This is a genomic window from Rickettsia bellii RML369-C, from assembly GCF_000012385.1.
Taxonomy (GTDB): domain Bacteria; phylum Pseudomonadota; class Alphaproteobacteria; order Rickettsiales; family Rickettsiaceae; genus Rickettsia; species Rickettsia bellii.
Genome location: NC_007940.1, coordinates 1,107,245 through 1,130,715, shown reverse-complemented (window position 1 = coordinate 1,130,715; position 23,471 = coordinate 1,107,245). Strand labels below are relative to the sequence as shown.

Genomic DNA, 23,471 nt, shown 5'->3' with positions numbered 1-23,471 from the left:
GAAGAAAATAATGTCTGGAAGCAGTATAATTCTTATCAAGGATGCCATCATGTAGCTGGTCCTTTTAAACAGCATATAGTAAGAAGTATTGATGGACAAAATGAAGTAAATATGGTTATTCGTAATGATAGTTCTGGTGGATGTGCTAATGTTTACTATAACACACCTATTAAAGAGCTACCTGCTTGGGCTAAGGTTTGTAAGAAACCGCAAAATTTAGCAGAAATATTATCTCTGCCTTATGATAGAAATAATCATATTAGCACGTTAAATCAAAATGCTAGTACTATAATACAAATAGGTAATAGTTGCGAAATAGTAAAAAATACTTTTGGTTTTTTAGATAACGATAACCCAAGCCTAAAAGTTATTATCCCTGTTACTGGTACAGTAGTTTATGTAGCTTCACTACTTCCGTCGGTTAACTTATATAATTTACCTATTCATTTAATTCCATCTATTCTTTCTTCTATTAAAGATTATATGGAAGATAAAAGTTATATGAATGGAGTTATTATTGCCGGTAAAGTAGCTATAGTAGGTTTATCTGCTGTTAATCCCTTAACCCAACTTGCTTTTTCTGCTTATACTATAGGTAGTGCCATATATTCTAAACTGCCTCAAGATTCTAGTACAAAGCTTACAATTGCTAGCGGTGGAGCAGTAGCTATAATATATAGCGATATATCTTTCATAGTTGATGTAAGTAAGGAAATAGTAGATATAAATAAAGGGCTTAATAATTTACAATTTGTTTCCACAGCTTTAAATACTTGCAAAGTAGTATTTCCATATCTTAAATCTTTGTACAATAAAATTACCAAAACTAATAATGTATCAGAAAATTTATGGGCTAATGGGCTTTGTAATTTAATCAAAAATATACAAAAGTTTCCGCTATCTTCACAAGATCAAAATTCTTTAAATGAAATATCAAAAAATCTTCCTACTGAACTGCCGGAAATAAAAACTACATGGACAGAGTTATTAGAAATAAAGGATAGATATGAAAAGGCTCAACATGATGAACTAGAAGTTTTAGGGGAAGTGATGTAAGCTTCTTCTCTTTGGAAAGGAGTATTTTATACTTTTCTCCAAAAAGCTTTTAAATACTTGTTATGAATAAAATTTAGATTTTTCATTTATTAGGGGTATATACTTTTTCCTAAAACCTCAACATCTATTCCCCATTTTTCCTTTTCTAAATAAGAAGCAATATGGAATGTTATATCATTAGGTATTATAATGCTATAATCTACAGAAACAATAATTTCCATTTTTATACATATTCCGGCAATAAAAAAAGGATATGCTTTTTTAAAGTTATTCATCGCTTCTATTGTAAATTTAAAATTATCAATTTTTTGTTCTTGTAAACATTCTTTTAACAGTTTCTTAGGAACTTTTTTATAAAATTTTATAGCACTTGCAATCTTAAAAATATCATAAGAATCATTTCTAATAGTGTTAATTTGTTCATTTTTATCTGGAAAAGCTTTTTTTAGAAACAAAATAAATCTTGTTAATTGCTCGTTATATTGGATATTGTTATATTGGATTTTTTCCTCTATTTTAGTAAAATATTGTAGTGAGTTATTAGTAATATCAAGTTCATTTAAAGGGCTACCAGATTTAAGCGTATCCGTAATTACTATTTCTTTTTCTCCTATTTTGTTATTAGAAAGATTTAGTACTCTTAAAGAGTTATTAAATTTAAGAGCATTGAAAGCTGCCTCTATCCATTCTTTCTCGATTAAGTTATAAGAAATATTAAGCTCAGTTAAAGATTTGTTAAATTTAAGAGCATTAAAAATTACTATTGCTTCTTCTCTCCCTATTAAGTTATTAGAAATATCGAGAGTAGTTAAAGAATTATTAGATTTAAGAGCGTAAAAAATTGCTGTTATCCATTTTGTCACTATTATTGTTTTTTCTCTCTCTAATGTGTTATTAGAGAGATTAAGTACTCTTAAAGATTTATTAAATTTTAGGGCATCAAAAATTACTGTTGTCCATTCTTTCCCTATTTTATTAGAGGCAATATTAAGTTCAGTTAAAGAAGTATTAGATTTAAGGAAAAATGCATTTGATATTGCTCTTTCTTTTCCCATTAAGTTATTGGAAATATCAAGAGCAGTTAAAGAGTTGTGAAATTTTAAAGCATCAAAAATTACTCTTGTTTCTTCTTGTCCTATTAAATTATTAGAAATGTTAAGCTTAGTTAATGATATATTAAATTTAAGACCATTAAAAATCATAGGTAACCATGTTTTTTCTACTATTACCTTTTCGTTCTTAATTATGTTATCAGAAAGATTAAGCACTCTTAAAGAGTCGTGAAATTTGAGAAGGGAGAAAATTAATATTAACCATCTTTTTCCTATTTCGCTATAGGTAATATTAAGCTTAGTTAAATTATCAAATTTAAAAATGTATATAATTTCTTTTGCTCCCCATGTTCCTACTTTGTTACCTATAATATTAAGCTTAGTACTACCATTTTTTAAACTATCAGCTTTTTCTTTTAAACCTTTTTTTTCTAAAAGTTCTATTAATTCTTTCATATTTAAACTCTTATTAAATTCTATGATTTTTAATATTCTATTAAAAATTAACTATTGGTAGAATCATAATAAAGGGTTTTAAGAATGCAATAGATATTTAATTAAAAATATAAATTAATGACTTATTTACAGAACCTAATAAAATTTTTCATTTATAGTCAATTGATCTAAACTAGCCTACGTCCTTGTTCGTCATCTCGCCTATTTTTATAGGTGTTGCTCCTCGCTCCTTGTATGCTAATCCAACTGAATTGACTATATTAGGGGCAGTAACTCAATAATATAAGAAAGTCTAATTATTTACTTTTTTACACTGATCAATTCTATTTTGTATTTCTTGGTATATTTCAAGAGGATTTTCTACATTGAAAAATGTTATGCCGGCTTTTTCTATGGTAGCATTACTTAGCATAGAAATAGTTCCAAGATTACAAAAACGTTGTAAAAGTCCAATTTTCAAATTTACTTCTTTTATATCTTGATATCTAATATCTACTCTCTCATATGTAATAAAATTATTGATTTTTGAGACTTTATATTCATCAATGGAATATTCTATCCAGTGAAAAAATATTTTAACTCCTAGTATAGTGAAAGTTGTTATAGCTAAATAAAGCACAATAAGCACGTTTAGAGATATTCCTAATTGGGTGAATATGACAAAATATAAGATAAATAGTAACCCTGCACATATACTACAATATCTTGTATTTATTTTTGGTTTTAGAACTTGCATTTCATTTTCCTTTAAACTGTTTTTTTATATTATTATATATTCTATATTTCTATGAATAATAGCTTTAAGTTGCTTTAAAAACAGAATTTTGCTAATCTTGATAATAAAATTTGTTACTTAAGGTTATGATTACCACATATTTAAAAGAAAATAATGCTATAGTAAAAAAAGAAGAGTATCTTGTTAATGAATCAACTTTATGGATTGATTTATTTAATATTACAAATGAAGAAAGAGAAGAGATAAAGAATTCATTAAATATAGATATACCAACATTAAAAGATATATCACAAATTGAGATTTCAGAAAGATTATATACGGAAAATGATGCATTATATCTAACTATTACAGAGCTTATTAATAAAGAGAAGAAATTTCCAGAAACGCATTCTATAGTATTTATCTTACATAAATCTTATTTAATAACTGTTCGTTATGTAGAGTTAACCTCTTTCAATGATTGTATTAATAAATTTGCTAAACAGTTGACGTATAAATATACAGCAGAGCATATGTTGTTTATGTTACTTCGTAATATGGTAACAGGCTTATCAAATGTTGTGCAATCTGTTAGTATGGATATTGATGATTATGGGCGTTTGATACTTGATAATAATTTAAATGATTTACGAATAGACCATAAAAGAATATTAAAGAAAATAGGACAGAAAGGTGATTTACTTTCAAAAAGTCGTGAATGTTTATTTTCACTTACTATGGTTATTCAGTATATTTTAAAATCCCCGCAAATAAGTCAAAATAAAGCATCAAAAGATTTATTAGATACACTACTTCGGGATGTGGATTCAATAATTAATTTTTCACAATTTATATCTAGTGAGATCGCAAGAACCTTAGACGCAGCACTTGGTATGATTGCTATTGAGCAGAATAATATGGTTAAGCTTTTCTCATTAGTGACTATATTTTTCCTGCCGCCTACTTTAATAGCTAGTATTTACGGCATGAATTTTACTATGATGCCTGAGCTTCAATCGCCTTACGGCTACCCTATAGCCTTGTTTTTAATGGTCATATCTATAGCCGTTACCTATAAATATTTTAAAAAGAAGAAGTGGTTATAAAAAATAATATTTGTGACTATTATAACATGCTCGTTATAATAGTCAAACCAAACTCTCATATATTTGTTAAGTTAGTATGCCCATTTACTTGAGCATTCATAACCAATCCAAAGCCCATCAACATTGATGCCATCATTGTACCACCATAAGAAATAAATGGTAGTGGTACTCCTACTACAGGTACTAATCCCATAACCATAGCCATATTGATAAATACGTGACTAAATAGCGTGGCAGTTATGCCTATGACCATTAATTTGCTAAAAACAGTGCGACAATTGACGCCAATTAATAAGGAAAGAGTTATAAGTGAGAAATATAACACAAGTAAAAACATACCGCCTAAAAAGCCGAATTCTTCAGCAAAAGTAGCAAAAATAAAATCGGTTTGATGTTCGGGCAAGAAATCTAAATGACTCTGACTACCTTGGTTTAACCCAAGCCCAAAAAAGCCCCCTGAGCCTATAGCGATTTTAGATTGTATAATATTATAGCTAGCACCTAGCGGGTCTTGTTCAGGATCTAAAAATACCATTACCCGTTTTTTCTGATAATCATACATCATATTCCAAGCGATAGGTAAGCTAACAAGGGCTGTAACTCCAAGTATTATAAAATATTTTATTCTAAAACCTACTGCAAAAAATATAATGCTAGAGACAATTAAAGTAATCATACCTGTACCAAGATCCGGTTCTCTAATTATTAAAAAAGCTGGAACTAGCACGCCTATAATTGGTATAATTACTTTATGAAGTTTACTTAGATCATCCACTGTTAGTGAGTGAAAATATCGGGCTAACATCAATACTATGGCAATTTTTATCGGCTCGGAAGGTTGCAGCTTTACTATCCCGATATCTATCCATCTTTTTCCGCCCATGGCAGTTGAGCCAAAAAGCTCTACGGCAACTAATAAAGCGAGTACGCAAAAATAGAAAATATAAGATAATCTAAAGATAATCCGTAAATCAATTAAAGCAATGATTATAGCTATAGGCATGAATATACAAAAATTCACAATTTGTTTAAGTGCCCAAGGTTGCAGATTGCTGTTTGCAGCAGAATAAAGAACAATAAACCCAATAGAACAAATTAGGCTAATGAGTAGGATTAAAGTAAGTGGTAGTCTTTTTATTTGGTCAAAATAATTTTTATGCATCATTTCCTAGTATCAAAATATTATGTTCATACATAAAATAAGGTAAATTATAAAGTAATTTATGTATATCATAAATAATAATTTTGTTATCAACTAGTCCAAGTTCAATTGATTCAGGGTATTTAGAATGTAAAGATTCTATAATTTCATCTTTAAAATTACAATTTTTTGTATTTAATTTATATAAGATAGAAAAACCTGCTTTATTTAAAATAAAAGGACTAGCATTATTGGATAATAACTCTTCTATAAAAAAGAAATTATTCTTACATATTGCATAATGTAAAGCAGTATTACCTTTATTATCTTGGATATTAACATCAATACCATATTCAAACAAAGTTTTTAAAATGCTATAATTGTTGCTTTTATAAAAAGAACCATTGATAGTGGTAAATTTAAGATTACTTATTGTTTTAGCGAGATAATGTAGAACAGTAAAGCCAGTATTGTCTTGAATATTAACATTTACTTTTTCGATTTTAAGTATATAGCAAGTTATAAGAGGATTTAAATTTATTACTGCCCAATGTAAGGCGGTTTTTCCATTCTCATCTTGTAGATTCGGGTTAATTGCACTGGTTGTATCTTGTAATATTCTTATTACAGCTAAATTATTATTAGCTCTAGCAGATAGTAACAAATCTTTACTGAGTTTATCGTCAAACATGTTTAACCTTATAGAGTGTCATGCCATGGTGGTGGTGTGGATCGAATAAGCACCTTATATGTCATTCCTAGCTAAAAGCGGGAATCCAGAAAAAAGTCTGTCATACTGCGGCTTGACTGCGGTATCTTAGGACACATTCTATGGCACAAGATCCCGTGATCAAGTCACGGGATGACAATATAATTGATTGGATTCCCGCTTTTAGCTAGGAATGACATAAACTACACTAAACCCTTACATCAAACATCTTAAAAATAAATACTAACTCTTCAGCTGTTTCTTTAAGATAGTCGAAACGACCAGCAGAACCTTTATGCCCCGTATCCATATTTGTTTTTAACAATAAGAGGTTATTATCAGTTTTATATTCACGTAATTTTGCTACCCATTTTGCCGGTTCCCAATATCCTACACGTGGGTCTGATATACCGCAAGTAACAAATAGAGCAGGGTAGTTTTGCGGTTTCACGTTATCATAAGGCGAATAGGATTTGATATAGTCAAAATATTCTTTTTCCTTTGGATTACCCCATTCATTATATTCTAAAAGAGTTAGGGGTAGAGTCTCATCAAGCATGGTGTTTAGAACGTCTACAAATGGCACGTGAAGCGACGGATACTTTATAGAGTTCTGGTTTCTCATTAAGAACATAGCCGATTAACATACCGCCAGCACTACCGCCCATTATTACTATATTATTTATACTTGTATATTTTTCTTGAATTAGAGTTTCTGAGCAAGCTATAAAATCTTCAAAAGTTCTTTTTTTATTTAAAAATTTAGCAGCCTTATACCAATCATGCCCGAGATCATCACCACCTCTAATATGAGCAACTGCGTAAATAAATCCTCTATCGGCAAGGCTAACTGCCATATTTCTAAAATTAACCGGCATTGCGATACCATAAGCTCCATAACCCATTAAAAATAAGGGATTTGAGCCATCTTTTTTGAATAGAGATTTTTTATAAAAGAGAGTGATAGGAACTTTAACGCCCTGATTATCTGCAAATATTCGCTCTACTTTATACTCGTCAGGATTAAAGCCAGATGGTATTTCCTGCTCTTTTAATATTATTAGCTTATCGCTATCAAAATCATAGCTGTAAGTGGTGTTCGGTCTTGCAAGAGAAGAGTAGTTTAAGCGTATATCATCTTCATCGAAATTAGTAGAATAGCCGTTTGCTTGGAAGCTTTCGTCAGGAAAGGAAACGATTTTCTCTAAAGAGTCTCTAAATCTTTTTATTTTGACGAGCGGTAAGCCATTATCACGATAATTTAAAATAAAATAATTTTCTGTTATATCAAAATCTTTCAAATATTTATCTTGCTCTTCCTTAATATAATCATTATGCCAATCATCGTTCTGGAAGTTATCTACTGGAACTTTGACTATACGGAAATTTTTAGCTTTATAATTAGTTTTGATATAAAAATAATTCTCGTGATGAGCTACGTCATAAAATATATGACTCTCAAGAGGTCGTATTAATTTTGGCGTAAAACTCTCATCATGCATAGAAATTGTATAAATTTCATTTCCATTGTAATCACCTGAATTAATAAATAAATATTTGCGGCTACTAGATTTCTCACTGCTAACAAAATGAGCCGAGTTCTTTACTTCAAATATGAGCTTGTCGTTTGTTGCATCCTCGCCTAAACGATGAAACATTACTTTATCCCAGCATTGATTTTCATTAATAGTAATATAGAAAAAGCCATTTAATTTCTCATGCCAGATTATAGTAGGGGCTACTTCTTTGACTATATCAGCTAAATATTTTTGTTCTTTGAGATCATATATTTTGATGTCATATTTTTCATTACCTGTGAAATCGACACTATAAGCCATTAAATTTTGATCAGGTGACATTGCAACTTCACCAACATCAGTAAAACCGGTATTTAAAAGATTAACGTCTAATATTATCTCTTCAGGAGCATTTATATTTTTATATTTTCGGCAATATATTAGATAGTTTTTATCTGCTTCTACTCTATGGTAATAGTAATAATCCTTTTTCTTAGTGTATGTGGATGTATCATCTAGCTTAATGCGTCCTTTTAATTCTTCAAAGATCTTTTCCTTATCATCTTGTAAATCAGTGAAAAAATGCTCGGTATATTTATTTTCAGCTTTTAAATGATCTAGGATTTTATTATCTTGTACATCTGGCCATTTGGGATCACGCAGCCAGTGATAATCGTCATTATTATAGTTTTGTTTGTCGGCAATTGGTGGTTTCATATGTTTATAAGTGTTATAGGGTTTTTGGTCATCCCGTGGCTTGTCCACGGGATCCAGCATAAAGCGAGATAAATCGAGCTTTTTATAATTGTATTTTTTTACTGGATCCCGTGGTCAAGCCACGGGATGACAGTGTATACTACAGTACTAAAATCAAGCTAACTAACATCAATACTATAATAAATATAGCAGTTTGCCCATTATGCCAAGTAGATATTTTACTTAAAGTATCTTGCCAGAAAGCTTTAAAATTTAAATACTCATCTTCCTCTATTTCATCACTTTTTGTTTCTTTATATTTGGTGATACAGAAGTAAATAATTTTTTGTATATAGCGGTATAGATCAAGGTTAATATTTTTTGTTAAAATACGTGGTGATGAGCGAAATAGTAAAGCTAGAAAGAATGCAATTAAGATAATTGATAAGTTATTATTTACATCAGAAATTTGAACAGGATAAAATGCACATATTGCTAGGGTGATAAGGCAGGAAGAGAGGTATAGTAAATAAACTGGCGTCATTGCGAGGAAAAACTGTAAGTTTTGACGAAGCAATCTCAGGATAATAAAATGAGATTGCCACGCTCCTTGTAGTCGCTCGCAATGACGTGTTACCTCTTTATTACTCACTTGCAATAATGCTAATACCCCCTCAAAAACCAAGCTAAATAATATAGTACAGGTTGCTATTTTAAAGAAAATCATAACGTAGTTTTCGTTTAAAGCATTTACTAGTTCTAATTTAATATAGGAAGAATTAATTGGAAGTATGGAGCTATATATTAATATGGTAAGTATAAATCCAATTAATAAAATAGGATTATATTTAGTAGTTTTAAGGTCTTGGTAATTTTTAATTTTGTTTGAATCTTCTATAATAGCAAAATATAAAGCAAATACTCCGTTATATAATATATGCATAAATATAAAAATTGGAATAAGATATAATATTCTAGGAGAGTTTATCCCTATAGCTGCTAAAATAAAACCAAGCTGTGAAACAGTGAGGTAGCATATTAGTCTTCTGAGGTTTTTTTCTATTAAAGCAAATATTAAACCATAAATGATCATAGCTAGGCCACAAAATTTAAGTATTTCAAGACCACTAAATAATTTAAATATTGTGATTAATGCGATTTTAGTAGTAAAACTAAGTAGGTAAATCATCCCACTACTTGAAGCTTTAGGATAACAATTAACTACCCATCCATTGAAGAAAATAATTGAAGCGTTTATTAGGCAGCCCGCAAGTATTAATATTGCCGGTAATTCAGAATTATATATCGCTGTTGTTAATGGAGTAAAAGCTATATTAGCTGTTTTATCAATTAACAAGCTCATGCCAGTTAGAATTAATCCGCTGCTAAATAAATGGGTTAGGAAATATTGCCTAGTATGTTTTACACTACAACTTCCTATAAAAACAATTATGCAGGCAAAAATTGTCATAAATTCTAACGAAATTATCATAGAGATAAAATCGCCTGAAAATAAGCAGATGAGAGATGAAAGGCAATATAAACTACCGATTAAACTTTCAAGTTTTCTATTTTGAGAAATCGCATATAAATTTGCAATAGCGGTAATTAGTAAAAATGCTACCGCTATTAATTGGTTTTGCGTGCTAAAGTCGAACACTAGCTCGAAATTAGCAAGAAAAAATGATAGTTTAGTGTTTTGAAACATTTTAATCTTTAAGCGGAACTGTTAATACTTCTAGTTCAGGAATTCTTTTAAAGTCTTTTGTATTTAAAGTTAGTATTGGATAATTATAAGTTATTGCTGTCGCTGCAATTAATAAATCATGAACACCAATAGTTATGCGTTCTTTATATAAATTATCTATAATTTTTGCATATACATATGCTTCTTCAATACCGAAAGGTAGTAGAGTGAATAAGCTTTTTACATATTCTATAAAAGTTAAACATTGTCCACGCTTATTTTCATCTTTAACTCTATCTATTCCTATTAATAGTTCAGTTAACACAATAGGGTTAATATAAGCTTGATCATAATTTGACCATGCTTTAGTACTAATTTTTCCTCTTTCTAAAGCTATAATTATAGAGGTATCAACAATTAATCCCATTTACGATACAACTCCTCAATGTTTATTCTAGTACTACGTCTTACATCATCAACATCTTTCATAAATTGTTCAGCATCCTCAGGGTCGAGATGTGGACCATTTTTAAAAAGTTCATCTAAATTTTTTACTTTTACAGAAGATTTATTTTCGACAGGTGTAATTTGTGCCACGATATTATTACCTTTTTGAATATCAAAGCTTTCGCCTTTATAATAAACACGGTTAATAATATCGGAAAATGAACGAACGGCTTCTGTTGCTTTAACTATCTGTGCCATATCTATAACCTAATAAAATTATCATACTTTATGTATTATACTATTTTATGTAATTTATGTAAATTATATTATATCATCCTGTGGCGGTATGAGTATACTAATCACTAAAGCTTTGGTTGATATTCTTTCTAGCACTTCTTATATCCTTTAGGCGTTCATGGACTTTTCCGAAGACTTGTTTAGGGAGGATAGAAGTATTAATTTGTAAAAATTCGTCATCTTTTAGCTTAATAGAGAAAGAGGGTTCTTGAAATTCTGGACCATCGATTTCTCTAGCAATTTTTATATAATAACCGATAATATGGCTGTTATAATAATCGCTTTTACTGATCATTTTTTTAGCTATCTTATTAATATTCATATCAGTTTTAGCAGTATAAGTAACAGTTAGTGCAATACCGAGCATTAGACGCTGTCTATGGCTAAAGGGAATATCTGAAGATAGAATAAATTCTGAAACGAAATTAGCTCTAAGGGTTTTATCGATATTTTTGTTATACTGAGCAAGCATTATAGCTAGCTCCACCGTTATTAGAGTTGTAGTATCAGGATTAATTAAAAGATATTCTACTGCTTCAATATATTGATCGATTTTACATATATTTCTATCAAATTTTACTAATCTCTTAACTCGCTCATAAATAATATCTTTTTCTTTTTCATTATCCGGTAGTGAATCAAATCTTACCCCTTCTTTTAAGCCATAATTTGAGATGATAATTTTCTCTGGAGAAAACACTTTAATCATCGCCTTTATTACTAAAACAGCGTTATAATTAATCGCTTTTTGTTCATAATAGCTAAGCTTTAACTTATCGATTTGTGATAATTTTTCCAAATATAATTCAAATTCTACACGGCTTATTTCAAAGTTATGTAAATTTTTAAGAGGGTAATTAATAGATTCCATATATATTCGGCTCATTAAACGTAATGCACCACCGATTAAATATAGGTTAGGATAATGCTCAAGACCAAATTCTTTTTCAATTAATTCTGTAATAAGCCCAAGATTATCAAAATTATTATTAGCAATAATCCGTGTGCCAAGCGGTAGCGATTTTAACTTACCAACTTTTTTATCCGCAATTTGTGCAAGCTCTAAGCTGCCGCCACCAAGATCAGCTACAATACCTGAAGCATCGCTAATTCCGGAAATTAAACCGGCAGCGGTTAAATAAGCTTCACGTTCACCTGAGATAATCTCAACTTCAATATTGAATTTCTTTTCGATTATTGCTTTAAATTCTTCTGCTTTTGGGTGTCCCCTGAGTATAGCTGTTGCAACGCATCTGATATTAGTAACAGAAAGCTTAGTAAAAATATGAGTGAGATATTGTAGAGATAAATATGTTTGATGTTTTATATCTAAATTATCTAAATTGAGTAGATTGGTTAAATAATTTTTGAATTTATAATTAAAAATTTCAGGAGCTCCAAGCTCATCGGTTTCATAAACTACAGCTCTTAAAGCATTTGAACCGATATCAATAATAGCTGAACGCATCTTCGTATATACTTCTTTTCTTTTAAGAGTAGAATTATACTCAAATCATTTGGGTATATATTACTCACTGTTTTCTGGAGCAACAGCAGCCTCTTCTGTCTCATTAGAAGTTTCATTATTATTTGCTCGCAGATCAAAAGGTACTTGAGTAGGTACAAAAGTCGGCGGTAATAATCTACTAGTAAAAAACTTATCCTCAAAATATTTAATCTTACGAGATTTTATCGGAGGAAAAGACTCTATTAAAACAATCTGCTCGTCTCTTGGTAACTGTATTACTTCTTGAGGTAAAAGTAAAGCCCTTTGAACTTGAGAAACATTTTGTGTTCTAGTAGAAATATTAAGATCAAAAAATATAGGTTTGCTGAATGATCTTTGTTCTACAGTTTTATTACCGACTAATTGTGATATTAAATTTGCAGTTTCATAGTTATTAGCAGCAAAGGTAATACGATATGTTGAGTTAGATAAGAAAGAGTTCATACCCGCATCTTCATATGTTCCTTTTAGCTGCTGGGTATCTTGAATAATTAAGAATAAACGAACTCTATACCCCCTGAAATAAGCAATACCTGCTTTGAACGTATCCATCTTACCAAGTGTTGGGAACTCATCAAGTAAGAACATCACGCCGTAAGGTTCTTCTTTTAAATCAGGCATTTTTCGGCTTAAAAACTCTGTAGCTTGCTGATAAAATACCTGCATTAATTTCTGCAAACGTTGTATATTATCAGGAGTAAGACCTACATATACAGTTGTTTTTATTTTCTTGAATTCTTGTACATTAAAATCGGAAGAAGCAGTAGCAGAGTCAATTAATGGGTTTGCCCATAACTCAAGTGATGAGTTCATGGTTGATATAACACCTGAACGCTCTTTATCGGCTTTTTGTAGGAAAGCTGCAATATTCATATATGCAACAGGGTGGATTATTCCGCCTAAAGTATCAAGCACGACCGCCAGATTATATACTACATCGTCACTTCTCATGGTACGCACCACTTCACCAAAGGATTTGGTTTTAACAGGATCAGCTATTAAATATAAAGTTACGCCCAAGAATAAGCTTCGTGCTTCGTTATTCCAGAAATCCTTTTCAGGCATGATAAGGTTTGAAATTTTTTGTACGTCATCAACCATTTGCCCAGGCTTAGTACTAACCCAGTCAATCGGATTATAGCAGTGAGTAATACCATCTGGGTTAGATGGCTCCCATACAAAGACTTTCTGACCTTGTTTTTCACGCCAACCGCTCGTTAAGCCATGGTTTTCAAGTTTTATATCATGAACGACTACGGAATCAGACCAAAATAATAGGTTAGGTATAACAAAACCCACACCTTTACCAGAACCGGTAGGAGCAAATAATAAGGCGTGCTGGAATCCATCAGCAACAAAATAACCACCACTATCAACCCCGATTAGCATACCTTTTTTAGCTCTAAGACCAGCCGATTCAACATCTGCAGGACTTGCCCACCTAGCATCACCATAGACTTTTTCAGGTTGCTCAAAAAATTGTAGCGATTTGATTCTCTCAAAGTTTTTAATGTAAAATATTATAACGACAAGAGCAGGACCAAGAAGTGAAGCAAGTAGCTTTAATTTTAAATAGTTATAATCAGAGATTTTTAATTGTCCCCAAACGCTAACAAGCCAATAAGACCATTTGTAAGCAATATTTATAGCAGTTACATCTACTCCAAGAGTCCCAATTTCATTGGTAAAGATTGCAACAAATGCACCACTTATCCATAAGGTACTAAAAATAACAACCGGATGAATTATAGCATGACCGAATATATTTCTAGTGACTTTGAGTATGTTATGCCATTCCATTTAGTAATCCTTGATTTTATTTTTTATGTCATTGCGAGCGACTAAAAGGAGCGTGGCAATCTCAGGAGTATTGTACTGTTTTATGAGATTGCCTCCGCCTCTGCTATGCATATCCTCGCAATGACGCTCTCACTACACCATTCCTTCGGCGTTTTTATTCTTTTTATAATATACTTCCGATACATATCTTTTACCGCCACTGCCACGTTTTAATTGTACTACAATATCTACAACTGTTAAAATATATTTTTTTACTTCTTCAGGTGGCATACCAAGATCAGCTTGCATAACCATCAATTTTAGTTGTTCAATTGCCATAGCAGGACTATCAGCGTGGAGTGTAGATATAGAACCTGGGTGACCAGTATTAATAGCTCGCAAGAAACTAAAAGCTTCTTTACCTCGAAGCTCACCAACTATAATTCTATCAGGTCTTAAACGCAAACACGCTTCTATTAGATCTTGAGTAGTAATGTTTGCTCGTCCTTGCCCGCCTTTAGAAGCAAGCAAATGAACTCTATTAGGGTGACTAGATAATACAACCTCACGAGCATCTTCTACTGTAATTAATCTTTCCAATTGAGGTATTTCAGTAAGTGCTGCATTAGTGAAAGTAGTTTTACCTGTTGAAGTACCGCCGCTAATTATAATATTTTTCTTTGAAATAACTGCATGTTTGATGAATTCTTTTATCTTCTTTTCAGCTAAATATCCGTTTAGAATTATTTCATCTTGATCTACTAAACTTTCTGTTGCAGTTTCATCAAAAGCTCCCATTTTAGCATATTCATCTAGAGTTAGATTCATACCGCTCGGCTTTCTTATAGAATAAATGATTTGTCCTATTTCACAAGCAGGTGGAAATACTATTTGAATACGATAACCATTTGGAAGGGTGGCTGAAAGTAAAGGCTTTTCTTCTGAAATCATTTGTTCAGTAGATTGAGCAACTAAACGTCCAAGCGAAAGTAAATGTTCTGCGTCAAGCTCTGGTAATTGTTTAGAATATATATCACCTTTTTTCTCAACCCATGCCTCTCCAGGTTTATTAACCATAATCTCGTTAATACCATCTTCAGCAAATAATTCTTTAAACGGTAATAAAAAGGTCTCTAAGGCAGCAAATGCATCACTCATTTTACTACCTTTGATTTTGTTAATACGGTAGCAGGGAATTTATAATCCTTATTAACGTATATCTTAATCGGAGTACCTTGATTAATCGTTGTAGTAGGTTTAAATTGCTGCTGAGTTATCATATTTTGTACAGTATTAGTAATATCTGTAAAAGCTTGCGTAGAAGCTTGCTGTGCCTGAGTTGGATTCGATGCTATAGAAGTACTAGTAAGCAAGCTTGAAGCAGCTGTATTAACCGCTTGTACTAATGTAGCTAGTCTCTGTTCAGGTGTATTTGCCGAAGAAGCATCTTGGGCAGTTGTACAGGCTTGTGTCATTGTAGTATAGGCAGTAGATGTTTTATCAGTAATAGCAGCTAAAACATTTGTACAAATTGTAACTATTCTTGTATTTGGATCCAAACTAGTATTTTGGGAAATTGTTTGAGCAGTATTTAATAACTGAGTAGCAATAGCACTATTAGTAGCAGCAGCTTGTGAGTTTATAGGCGGAGGTACTAATTTATCAAGAACTTTAGCAATTCCTATATTGAAAGCAGATTGTAATACTGAATTAGCAAACTGTTCCTTATATTTATTATCTACTCTTCCTTGTACCCCTGGTCTTCCTAAATTATCAACTGCAGGTGAATCAAATGCTATAGTATAGCCATTAGTTAAGTCTATTCTATCCCATATTACAGAAACTCTGCCATAGCTATCTGCTGAAGTTGAAGTTGCATATTTACCAAATACTTTCGATCCTTTTGGTATTAATATTATCTTATCTTTCTCAGAATATACATCTCTACTAATAATAGCTCTTATTTCGCCACCAAGATCGCTATTTATGGCTGTTTCAAGTACTGCCTCAATTAATTTACCACGCCCTAAGATTAAAGACATGTCACCACGATCTTTAAATACTGCATCCGCAGCAACTTGTTCAGCTGTCTTCTTAGGTTCTACGCCGCTAACTAGCACAATAGATGATGTTCTTTTTGCTTGTTTACGCTTCTTTTCTTCGTCACTTTCAACTAAAGGTTCGTTTGTTGAAGGTAACAAAATAGGTGGAGCTGGAAGTGTTTTTGACTTATCCGTTTCTACTGGGGTAGTTGGAGGTAAAACTGGTGGTACTTCCACTGTAGGTGGAGGAGGTGGAGCTGTCGGTGTCTCAAGTTTTGGTGGATCCGGTAATTTAGGTATTTCAGGTACGTTATCTGAATTATCTTCAACAGGTTTAACAATATTGCTAGGTATATTAGTATTTTGAATTTCTTCCTTTTTAGGAGCAAAGAAAAGAGAATAAAAAATATATATAAGAATACCGCAAATTACAACTACGATAGCGATACTTTTATTAAAACTCACTGAAACTTTTGATAATTCTTTTTGAACTTCAGGTGTATCTGCTCCTGATAAAGAACTGTTATTGTTTTGCTCTTCGGCCATATTTAAATTATATTATAGTTATTTATTGTCATCCTGCGACTTGATTGCGGGATCTTTTGTCACAAGCTATGTTCCTGAGATCCCGTGGTCAAGCCACGGGATGACACTAGTACCTTGCCATGTAATTATTGCTTGTTCTATTCTTAGAATAGTCAAATTTAATTACATATACTAACTCTTTCTCATGCCCTTCCATCAACTCAACAGAAGAAATATCAAATTCATATGTTCTTTTGTTAGTTATGATAGTCATGTTAGTACGAATATATTTTTCAAGAGGTTTTATAAATAAACGATTACCAATAGGAGTTAGTTTCCATGCATAGGCGTCTCCAAGGATGATATTTTGAACTTCTTCATTTTTAGCAAATTCTATATGTGCTTGAAAGCCGAAATGCAATGTTAATAAATAAACTTCATTAGGATTATATATATATGTTTGTATCCTATTATCTCTAGTTATAGATAAATCATCCAAATAATTATTACTGATATTACTACATGGATCATTTTCTAAAAGTGGACAGTCAGCATTAGCTATTAAGCCACTTAAGTATATAAAAATTAAAAAACAAAATCTAACTATTATCATCGTCTACCCTATATCCGTTAACTTGAAATCCTACAGGATTTATATCAAGTTCTGAATCTGTTAATTGCATTGGTACGTAAGCATAACTTACTACTGCTATTTTATTATAAACTGTTTGATTTCCTGTTGCTTCATTTACGGAAAATCTAACTATATATTTGTCTGAGGCAATTTTTGACCATGACTTTACTACTAAATAAGTCGTATTATTTTCCTGATACTTTAAACTTGGATCGTTGTTTTTATCTCTTATATACCCAAGATAACCATAAAAAAGATTACTTGTTGAAAGTAATCTTATAGTAGTGCGTGCCAAGGTAGTGAAATCAACAAAATTATATGTTTCTCTTGCATTTATATATTTTTTTATAAAATATCTTGTAAGAGACTCATCTGCAGTAAGCACTGGTGATGAAATAGGCTCTACTACTGATGCACGACCGGTAGTGTCATCAAGTTGAATGACAAAAGGATCAAATTGTTTAGATTTTACCACAAAAGCTATTACTAAAGTAGATATTATCATAAAAATTAATAATATTATCAGTAATATTATTAATAAGTTACGTTGAACAATCAGCTTATCAGCACGTTCTTCATACCAATTTTGAGTTATCTTTAGCGGATTTGCTTGGTTTTGCTCGCTCTTTGCATCATTTTGTGCTTTATCACTTGATTTAAAGAAGCCGAATATATTATCTAACATACTTCTATTGTTATATTAAACGGTTACTAGCGAAATAAGTGTCATTGATATATTTATGCTATATCTATTATAGAATTAACCGGTCTTCTTACACAAGGATTCATATTTAACTCTGCTTCATCATTAATTTCAGCTGCAACACACGGGCTTTTAATTTCGTAAGGTGCTGAGGGTGTACATGATAATAATTGTGAAAGCATAATTAATAATACCCCAAACTTGAATAATTTTAACATCTTAAATATATAATAGTGGTTTATTTTATTACTTGTTTAAATTAGCTTAGTATATAATTGTTCACAAGCATTTTTTACAAAAATTTATTTTAAGTATAAAAAAATATTAAAAAGATTGTAAACAGTGTTATATAACAATAATATTGATACAATATTATTACCATCAATAATTATTATTGTATAATTTAAACTTATAAATTATTTATTTTAACTTTAAAATTTAAGTAGTATTTTGGTATTGTAGCAACAATATAAAGTTATTTTATAACTTAAATAATCTTAAATTAACAAATGATAATTATATTAAAATAATTATGCTAAGGTTATGGGAATAAAAATACACATCAATTACTAAATAATTATGGATCCAGTACTTAGTGCCGTACAAGAATATGTTAAATCCGGCGAATATTTTAGTGATGCAAGAAAATGGTACAGCTTTAAATATGTAGTGCCGTTAAGTAGTAGGTCTCTTTTACTTTTAGCATGTGCAACATTTACATTATTACTTGCTATAATTTGTATAAATATTGATGTATTATTACCTATAAACGAAAAAATAAGCTACTTGATAAAATGTAGTACCGAAAAACAAGCTACTATTACTATTACTAATACTAAAGAATCTACATTGCGTGATCCTTATGGTTCTGTTGCTAATATTATGCTCAAAAATTATGTGCTACAGCGAGAAGAATATAATTATGATTTATTAAAACAACAATTTGTCTTTATTAAAAATAGTTCTACAAGTATTGTTTATATGCAATTTGCTAATTTTATGAATATTGATAACCCACTATCACCGGTTATGCGATATCAAAAATTATATAGGCGTTCAATTAGTATAACATCAATTCAGAATATAAATAATAATGAAGTAGTTGTTACTTTTGAGTCATTAGCTAAAAATAGTGCAGGGGAAGTTTTAGAAAATATGTTATGGGAAGCAAAAATAGGTTATATAATGGATTCTATCAGTGCAAATCTTCCGCCTAATGCTTCATTTAACTTTACTGTTACCAGTTATAAGCTAAAATTATTAAAAGATAAAAACCAGAAATAATATGAAGCAATTAATAATATTTTTTACAATAATATTTTTTACATTAAATATATTTGCTATTAGAGAGTCAAGACCTTTGGGGCAAGATTCTCGTTTAAGAGTTATGGTTTATAACCCTGATGATGTTTTTAAATTTACAGGATATTACGGCTATCAAGCAAGTATAGAACTTGCAAGAGATGAAGAAATAGTGAGTATCTCTATGGGTGATACTACCTCATGGCAAATAGTACCTGCAGGTCATAGGATTTTTATTAAACCTATGGAGCAGGACGCTACCACTAATATGACCTTAATTACTAATAAACGAACATATTTCTTTGAACTATACGCTGCTGAGACTCTTGATATGCGTGATCCAGAAATGGTTTTTAACGTCAAGTTCCTCTATCCTGATGATGAAAATGATAATGCTGGTGGTCACATGCAAACTTATATTGCCTCTTCAGCAACCCCTGATCTTAATCATCCAGAAAAATATAACTTCAACTATTATATTAGCGGTAGTGAAGAAATAGCTCCTATTAAAATTTTTGACGATGGCGAATTCACCTATCTACAATTTAGAGATAAAAATTCTGAAATTCCTGGGATTTTTGCTGTAGATGATTCACTGCGTGAGTCTTTAGTAAATTATCGCCTCGCTCCAGATAACCCTAATTTAGTTATTCTTGAACAAGTATTCCCAAAACTTGCCGTACGTAAAGGTAAAAAGATTACTTGTATATTCAATGAATCTTTTAGAGCATACTGAGTTCTGTCATCCCGTGGCTTGACCACGGGATCCAGTCTTTTAATCAAAATTTTTTCTGGATCCCGTGGACAAGCCACGGGATGACAATTTTATGTCCCACTTAATATATTTTTTTGCTTTAATATTACTTACTTCGGGTTTGTTTATAATGCTTACAAGCCATAATTATATTCATAAGGTTATTGGACTTGGGGTTTTTCAAAGTTCAGTATTAGTTTTTTATTTAGCTTTAGGTAAAGTTAAAACAGGTATTGTACCTATTATGCAAGAAGGCGTCACTACCTACACCAGCCCATTGCCTCACGTATTGATGCTAACAGCTATAGTAGTGGGCTTTGCAACACTTAGCGTAGCTCTAAGTCTCATATATCAAATTTATAAACACTTTGGTACAATATCAGAAAACGAAATTAGTTTTGATAAATAGATATATTTCTAGTATGTTATTTATGTATTGTCATCCCGTGATTTATTCACGGGATCCAGTTAAAAATACTAATAAAATTAGTATTTTTTATTATTTTCTGGATCTAGTTCCCAAGCCACGGGATGACACCGATTTGAATAAAAACCCATGATCTTAGCTAAGCATTTTCCTATCTTACAGATTTTATTCCCATTTGCAGGTGCATTACTTGCGACAATATTTTTTCGTTTTATTTTATTAACTCGAATCATTACTATCTGCTCTATTTTAACAAGCTTCATAGTTAGTATTTATGGATATTCTATTGTAAAAAATACTGAGATTTCTTATGTGATGGGAGGGTGGGCTTCGTCTATCGGAATTGAGTATTATTTAACCTCTTTGAATCAAGCTATTATTGTTTACCTTAATTCGGTTTTATTATTCTTTCTAATTTTTTGCTATAACATCACTAACCAAACTATCCTAAAATATATTAACCACAATAGAAGAGCTTTATTTTTCGCTATATTGTTGTTTGCTCATATGGGTTATTTAGGGATGGTTAGTACTAATGATTTCTTTAATTTATACGTGTTTATAGAGATTTCAGCACTTAGTAGCTATGTTTTGATAGCTAGTGGTGGTAACCCTAAATCTTTAATTGGTGCTCTTGATTATTTAATAATGGGTAGTATCGGTGCAACCTTGATTCTTATAGCTATAGGCTTTCTGCTAAGTATTACCGGTAGTTTAAATATGCTAGATGTAGCTGGATTTTTACAAAAATATTCTAATTCACGTATTGTAACTTTATCTATAGGATTTTTCTTAATAGGGGGTATTTTAAAAACTGCTTTTTTCCCTATGCATTTTTGGATGATGAGAGCTTATAGCACCACTGCCTCCGTGATTTTAGTATATTTGGCAGGAATTTCGACCATAATAGGTGTATATATAATATATAAATTTACCTATCTCATTATAAATTATGAAACGATTAAACTAGCAATTAACAATTTTATAAGACCTATTGCTTTATTGACGCTTATCATAGCTCCTTATTTTGCTTATAAAGCTGAGAATTTTAAGAAAATTATAGTATATTCGTGTATTACTCAAATAGGCTATGTATTTTTATTATATGTTACCAATAGCGGTATGAAAATTTTACCATGTTTATTGATTATAGATAGTGTAAATAAAATAGCTCTTTTTCTAATTGCTGCTTATAAAGAAGCATATCAGAAAAAACCGAACCAAGTTTTAGTAATAATAGCTGTAATTTGTAGCAGCGGCTTGCCAATTAGTCCGTTATTTTTTGTTAAGGTAAGTATTCTAGAATTATTTTTAAAGCAAAATCTATTATTAGATTTTATAATAATTTTACTAAGCTCGGTAGGATCATTATTCTATCACTATAAAATGGTGAAACTTTTATTTTTGCAAAAGCAAGAATCAACTTAAGAAAAGAAAAAGCTTTTAATGTTATTACTTGTATAAGCCGAGAGTATCTTCGGTGTCATCCCGTTGAGGCATTGCCTGCGTGATTCCGATGTCATTCCGTTGATCGCAGGAATCCAAGAAAAAAAGCATAAATACAGCAAATTTTTAAAATTAAAAGCTCGATTTATCTCGCTTTATACTGGATTCCTGCGATCAACGGAATGACATATAGGGCATTTTTCGATCCACGCAGGCAATGCCGCTACGGTATTGTAAGAAAAGAAAGTGATATAATATAAGTTATAAATGTAATATAAACATTTATAAGAGAGTGTTAATACCCTATATAATGATATAGGGTATTAAGCGGGCATAAGCGACCGTCACGGTATAGTAGGTTTTATACGACCGGAGTCATCAAGGTACTATAGCCCGACTCTCGAGAAGTTTGAATAGTTGGAAGGGATGCGATAAGCACGCCCGATTACAATCCTAAACAATATAAAATCTCGAGGTACATATGATAAAATATCACAAACATATAGGAATTGATATAGGAAAATATAATTTTGTAGTAGGAATAGAGGGCATAAAAGATACAAAAGAATATGAGAATACAAGTTTCGGTATATTTGAATTTATTAATGATAATAAGGATATTTTAGCAAACTCTCTAACTGTAGTTGAAACAACAGGCGGATATGAACTAGAGTTATTGTATAGCTTATGTGAAAGAGGTTATGTAGTACATAGAGCAGATGCAAGAAAGGTAAAGAATTTTATCAGATCATATGGTAATAGTGCAAAAACAGATAAGTTAGATGCTAAAGCATTAGGATTATATGGTAAGGAGCGAGCAGATAAGCTTGAAGTATTTAAGCCTGAATCAAAACAAAATATACAATTATTTCGGTTAGTACAAAGACGGAATGATTTAAAGCAAATGTTAGTTGCCGAAAAGAATAGATTACAACAAGCAAATACAGATAAGTTTGTTAAAAATAGCTGTATAAATATGATAGATGTTTTAAGTAATCAAATTACAGAGATTACTAATCAGGTAGAAGTGATTATATCATCAGATCAGCTGTTAAAAGCAAAGCATGAGATATTGAAAGAGATAAATGGCATTGGTAATATAGTTGCTTTTGAGTTATTAATATTATTACCGGAGTTAGGGAAGTTAACAAGACGGCAGATTGCTTCTCTTGCAGGGCTTGCTCCAAAAGCTAATGATAGTGGTAAATATCAAGGATATAGAAAGGTAGGACATGGTAGAGCAGGAGTCAAGCTATACTATTCCTTGCTGCTATGTCAGCCCGTAATAGCAAGACTTCTGGTTTAAGACTCTTTTATGAGCGACTCATTAACAATGGTAAAAAGAAAATGGTCGCTCTTACCGCTTTAATGCGTAAAATTATTGTCATCGCTAATGCTAAATTAAAATCTCTTCTTTTTAATTTAAAACATAGTTGATGACATTGAAAGTGCTTTTCGATCCACGCAACAATG

At 31.0% G+C, this 23,471-nt stretch carries 22 protein-coding genes and 1 pseudogene; 8 read left to right on the top strand and 15 right to left on the bottom strand.

The genetic code is table 11. The annotated features are described in order from the left end of the window. Positions 1-111 precede the first annotated feature (111 nt). The gene (locus RBE_RS05350; RefSeq protein WP_011477689.1) at positions 112-1,056 is read left to right on the top strand and encodes a hypothetical protein; all 945 of its coding nucleotides are present in this window, start codon (positions 112-114) and stop codon (positions 1,054-1,056) included. Between the two features lie 89 nt (positions 1,057-1,145). On the opposite strand, the gene RBE_RS05345 is transcribed toward RBE_RS05350, so the two are convergent. Then, positions 1,146-2,564 carry a hypothetical protein gene (locus RBE_RS05345; protein ID WP_011477688.1) on the bottom strand — a complete coding sequence of 473 codons (1,419 nt, stop codon included), beginning with the start codon at positions 2,562-2,564 and terminating at the stop codon, positions 1,146-1,148. Positions 2,565-2,856: 292 nt separating this feature from the next. Next, positions 2,857-3,300, bottom strand: coding sequence for a PH domain-containing protein (locus tag RBE_RS05340; RefSeq protein ID WP_011477687.1), 444 nt, complete (start codon positions 3,298-3,300; stop codon positions 2,857-2,859). Between the two features lie 125 nt (positions 3,301-3,425). Here RBE_RS05340 and RBE_RS05335 point away from each other — a divergent pair, with 125 nt between their 5' ends. After that, positions 3,426-4,385, top strand: a complete 960-nt coding sequence (locus RBE_RS05335) for a magnesium transporter CorA family protein (protein ID WP_011477686.1) — start codon at positions 3,426-3,428, stop codon at positions 4,383-4,385. Positions 4,386-4,440: 55 nt separating this feature from the next. Here the strand turns inward: RBE_RS05335 and rodA are convergent, their stop codons facing one another. From rodA to RBE_RS05265, 13 genes and pseudogenes are all read right to left on the bottom strand, one after another. After that, positions 4,441-5,547, bottom strand: coding sequence for a rod shape-determining protein RodA (rodA, locus tag RBE_RS05330; protein ID WP_011477685.1), 1,107 nt, complete (start codon positions 5,545-5,547; stop codon positions 4,441-4,443). Then, positions 5,540-6,217, bottom strand: a complete 678-nt coding sequence (locus RBE_RS05325) for an ankyrin repeat domain-containing protein (protein WP_011477684.1) — start codon at positions 6,215-6,217, stop codon at positions 5,540-5,542. The genes rodA and RBE_RS05325 overlap by 8 nt, the downstream gene beginning before the upstream one ends. A gap of 226 nt (positions 6,218-6,443) precedes the next feature. Beyond that, a pseudogene (locus RBE_RS05315) lies at positions 6,444-8,469 on the bottom strand (S9 family peptidase). Between the two features lie 139 nt (positions 8,470-8,608). Continuing rightward, the gene (locus tag RBE_RS05310; RefSeq protein ID WP_011477681.1) at positions 8,609-10,156 is read right to left on the bottom strand and encodes a proton-conducting transporter membrane subunit; all 1,548 of its coding nucleotides are present in this window, start codon (positions 10,154-10,156) and stop codon (positions 8,609-8,611) included. A gap of 1 nt (position 10,157) precedes the next feature. Continuing rightward, a complete protein-coding gene (gene vapC / locus RBE_RS05305) occupies positions 10,158-10,562 on the bottom strand; it encodes a ribonuclease VapC (RefSeq protein WP_011477680.1) in 405 nt (134 codons plus the stop codon). Next, positions 10,553-10,840 (bottom strand): type II toxin-antitoxin system antitoxin VapB, encoded by a 288-nt coding sequence (gene vapB / locus RBE_RS05300; protein WP_011477679.1) that lies wholly within the window; start codon positions 10,838-10,840, stop codon positions 10,553-10,555. The genes vapC and vapB overlap by 10 nt, the downstream gene beginning before the upstream one ends. A 97-nt stretch (positions 10,841-10,937) precedes the next feature. Continuing rightward, entirely contained in the window at positions 10,938-12,347 is a 1,410-nt protein-coding gene (locus RBE_RS05295; RefSeq protein ID WP_011477678.1) for a Ppx/GppA phosphatase family protein, read from the bottom strand. A 60-nt stretch (positions 12,348-12,407) separates the two neighbouring features. Further along, positions 12,408-14,186 (bottom strand): type IV secretory system conjugative DNA transfer family protein, encoded by a 1,779-nt coding sequence (locus RBE_RS05290; protein ID WP_011477677.1) that lies wholly within the window; start codon positions 14,184-14,186, stop codon positions 12,408-12,410. A gap of 132 nt (positions 14,187-14,318) precedes the next feature. Continuing rightward, positions 14,319-15,323, bottom strand: a complete 1,005-nt coding sequence (virB11, locus tag RBE_RS05285; RefSeq protein WP_011477676.1) for a P-type DNA transfer ATPase VirB11 — start codon at positions 15,321-15,323, stop codon at positions 14,319-14,321. Next, positions 15,320-16,753 carry a TrbI/VirB10 family protein gene (locus tag RBE_RS05280; RefSeq protein WP_011477675.1) on the bottom strand — a complete coding sequence of 478 codons (1,434 nt, stop codon included), beginning with the start codon at positions 16,751-16,753 and terminating at the stop codon, positions 15,320-15,322. Before RBE_RS05280 ends, virB11 begins: the two co-directional genes overlap by 4 nt. 106 nt (positions 16,754-16,859) lie before the next feature. Then, on the bottom strand, positions 16,860-17,345 hold the full coding sequence (locus RBE_RS05275; protein ID WP_011477674.1) for a TrbG/VirB9 family P-type conjugative transfer protein: 486 nt from the start codon (positions 17,343-17,345) through the stop codon (positions 16,860-16,862). Beyond that, positions 17,332-18,051, bottom strand: a complete 720-nt coding sequence (locus tag RBE_RS05270) for a virB8 family protein (protein ID WP_011477673.1) — start codon at positions 18,049-18,051, stop codon at positions 17,332-17,334. Before RBE_RS05270 ends, RBE_RS05275 begins: the two co-directional genes overlap by 14 nt. 53 nt (positions 18,052-18,104) lie before the next feature. Continuing rightward, positions 18,105-18,287, bottom strand: a complete 183-nt coding sequence (locus tag RBE_RS05265) for a DUF2706 domain-containing protein (protein WP_041804700.1) — start codon at positions 18,285-18,287, stop codon at positions 18,105-18,107. 361 nt (positions 18,288-18,648) lie between these two features. Between RBE_RS05265 and RBE_RS05260 the strand changes: the two genes are divergently transcribed. The 6 genes from RBE_RS05260 (at position 18,649) to RBE_RS09300 (ending at position 23,435) form a co-directional block, all read left to right on the top strand. Beyond that, a complete protein-coding gene (locus RBE_RS05260; protein ID WP_011477672.1) occupies positions 18,649-19,353 on the top strand; it encodes a VirB8/TrbF family protein in 705 nt (234 codons plus the stop codon). A gap of 1 nt (position 19,354) precedes the next feature. Next, on the top strand, positions 19,355-20,107 hold the full coding sequence (gene virB9 / locus RBE_RS05255; RefSeq protein WP_011477671.1) for a P-type conjugative transfer protein VirB9: 753 nt from the start codon (positions 19,355-19,357) through the stop codon (positions 20,105-20,107). Positions 20,108-20,198: 91 nt separating this feature from the next. Next, on the top strand, positions 20,199-20,534 hold the full coding sequence (locus RBE_RS05250; protein ID WP_011477670.1) for a Na+/H+ antiporter subunit C: 336 nt from the start codon (positions 20,199-20,201) through the stop codon (positions 20,532-20,534). Positions 20,535-20,681: 147 nt separating this feature from the next. After that, positions 20,682-21,980, top strand: a complete 1,299-nt coding sequence (locus RBE_RS05245) for a proton-conducting transporter membrane subunit (RefSeq protein WP_011477669.1) — start codon at positions 20,682-20,684, stop codon at positions 21,978-21,980. Positions 21,981-22,479: 499 nt separating this feature from the next. Then, a complete protein-coding gene (locus RBE_RS05240; RefSeq protein ID WP_011476964.1) occupies positions 22,480-23,304 on the top strand; it encodes an IS110 family transposase in 825 nt (274 codons plus the stop codon). After that, positions 23,271-23,435 carry a hypothetical protein gene (locus RBE_RS09300; protein ID WP_011476965.1) on the top strand — a complete coding sequence of 55 codons (165 nt, stop codon included), beginning with the start codon at positions 23,271-23,273 and terminating at the stop codon, positions 23,433-23,435. The genes RBE_RS05240 and RBE_RS09300 overlap by 34 nt, the downstream gene beginning before the upstream one ends. The last annotated feature ends 36 nt before the right edge of the window (positions 23,436-23,471 follow it).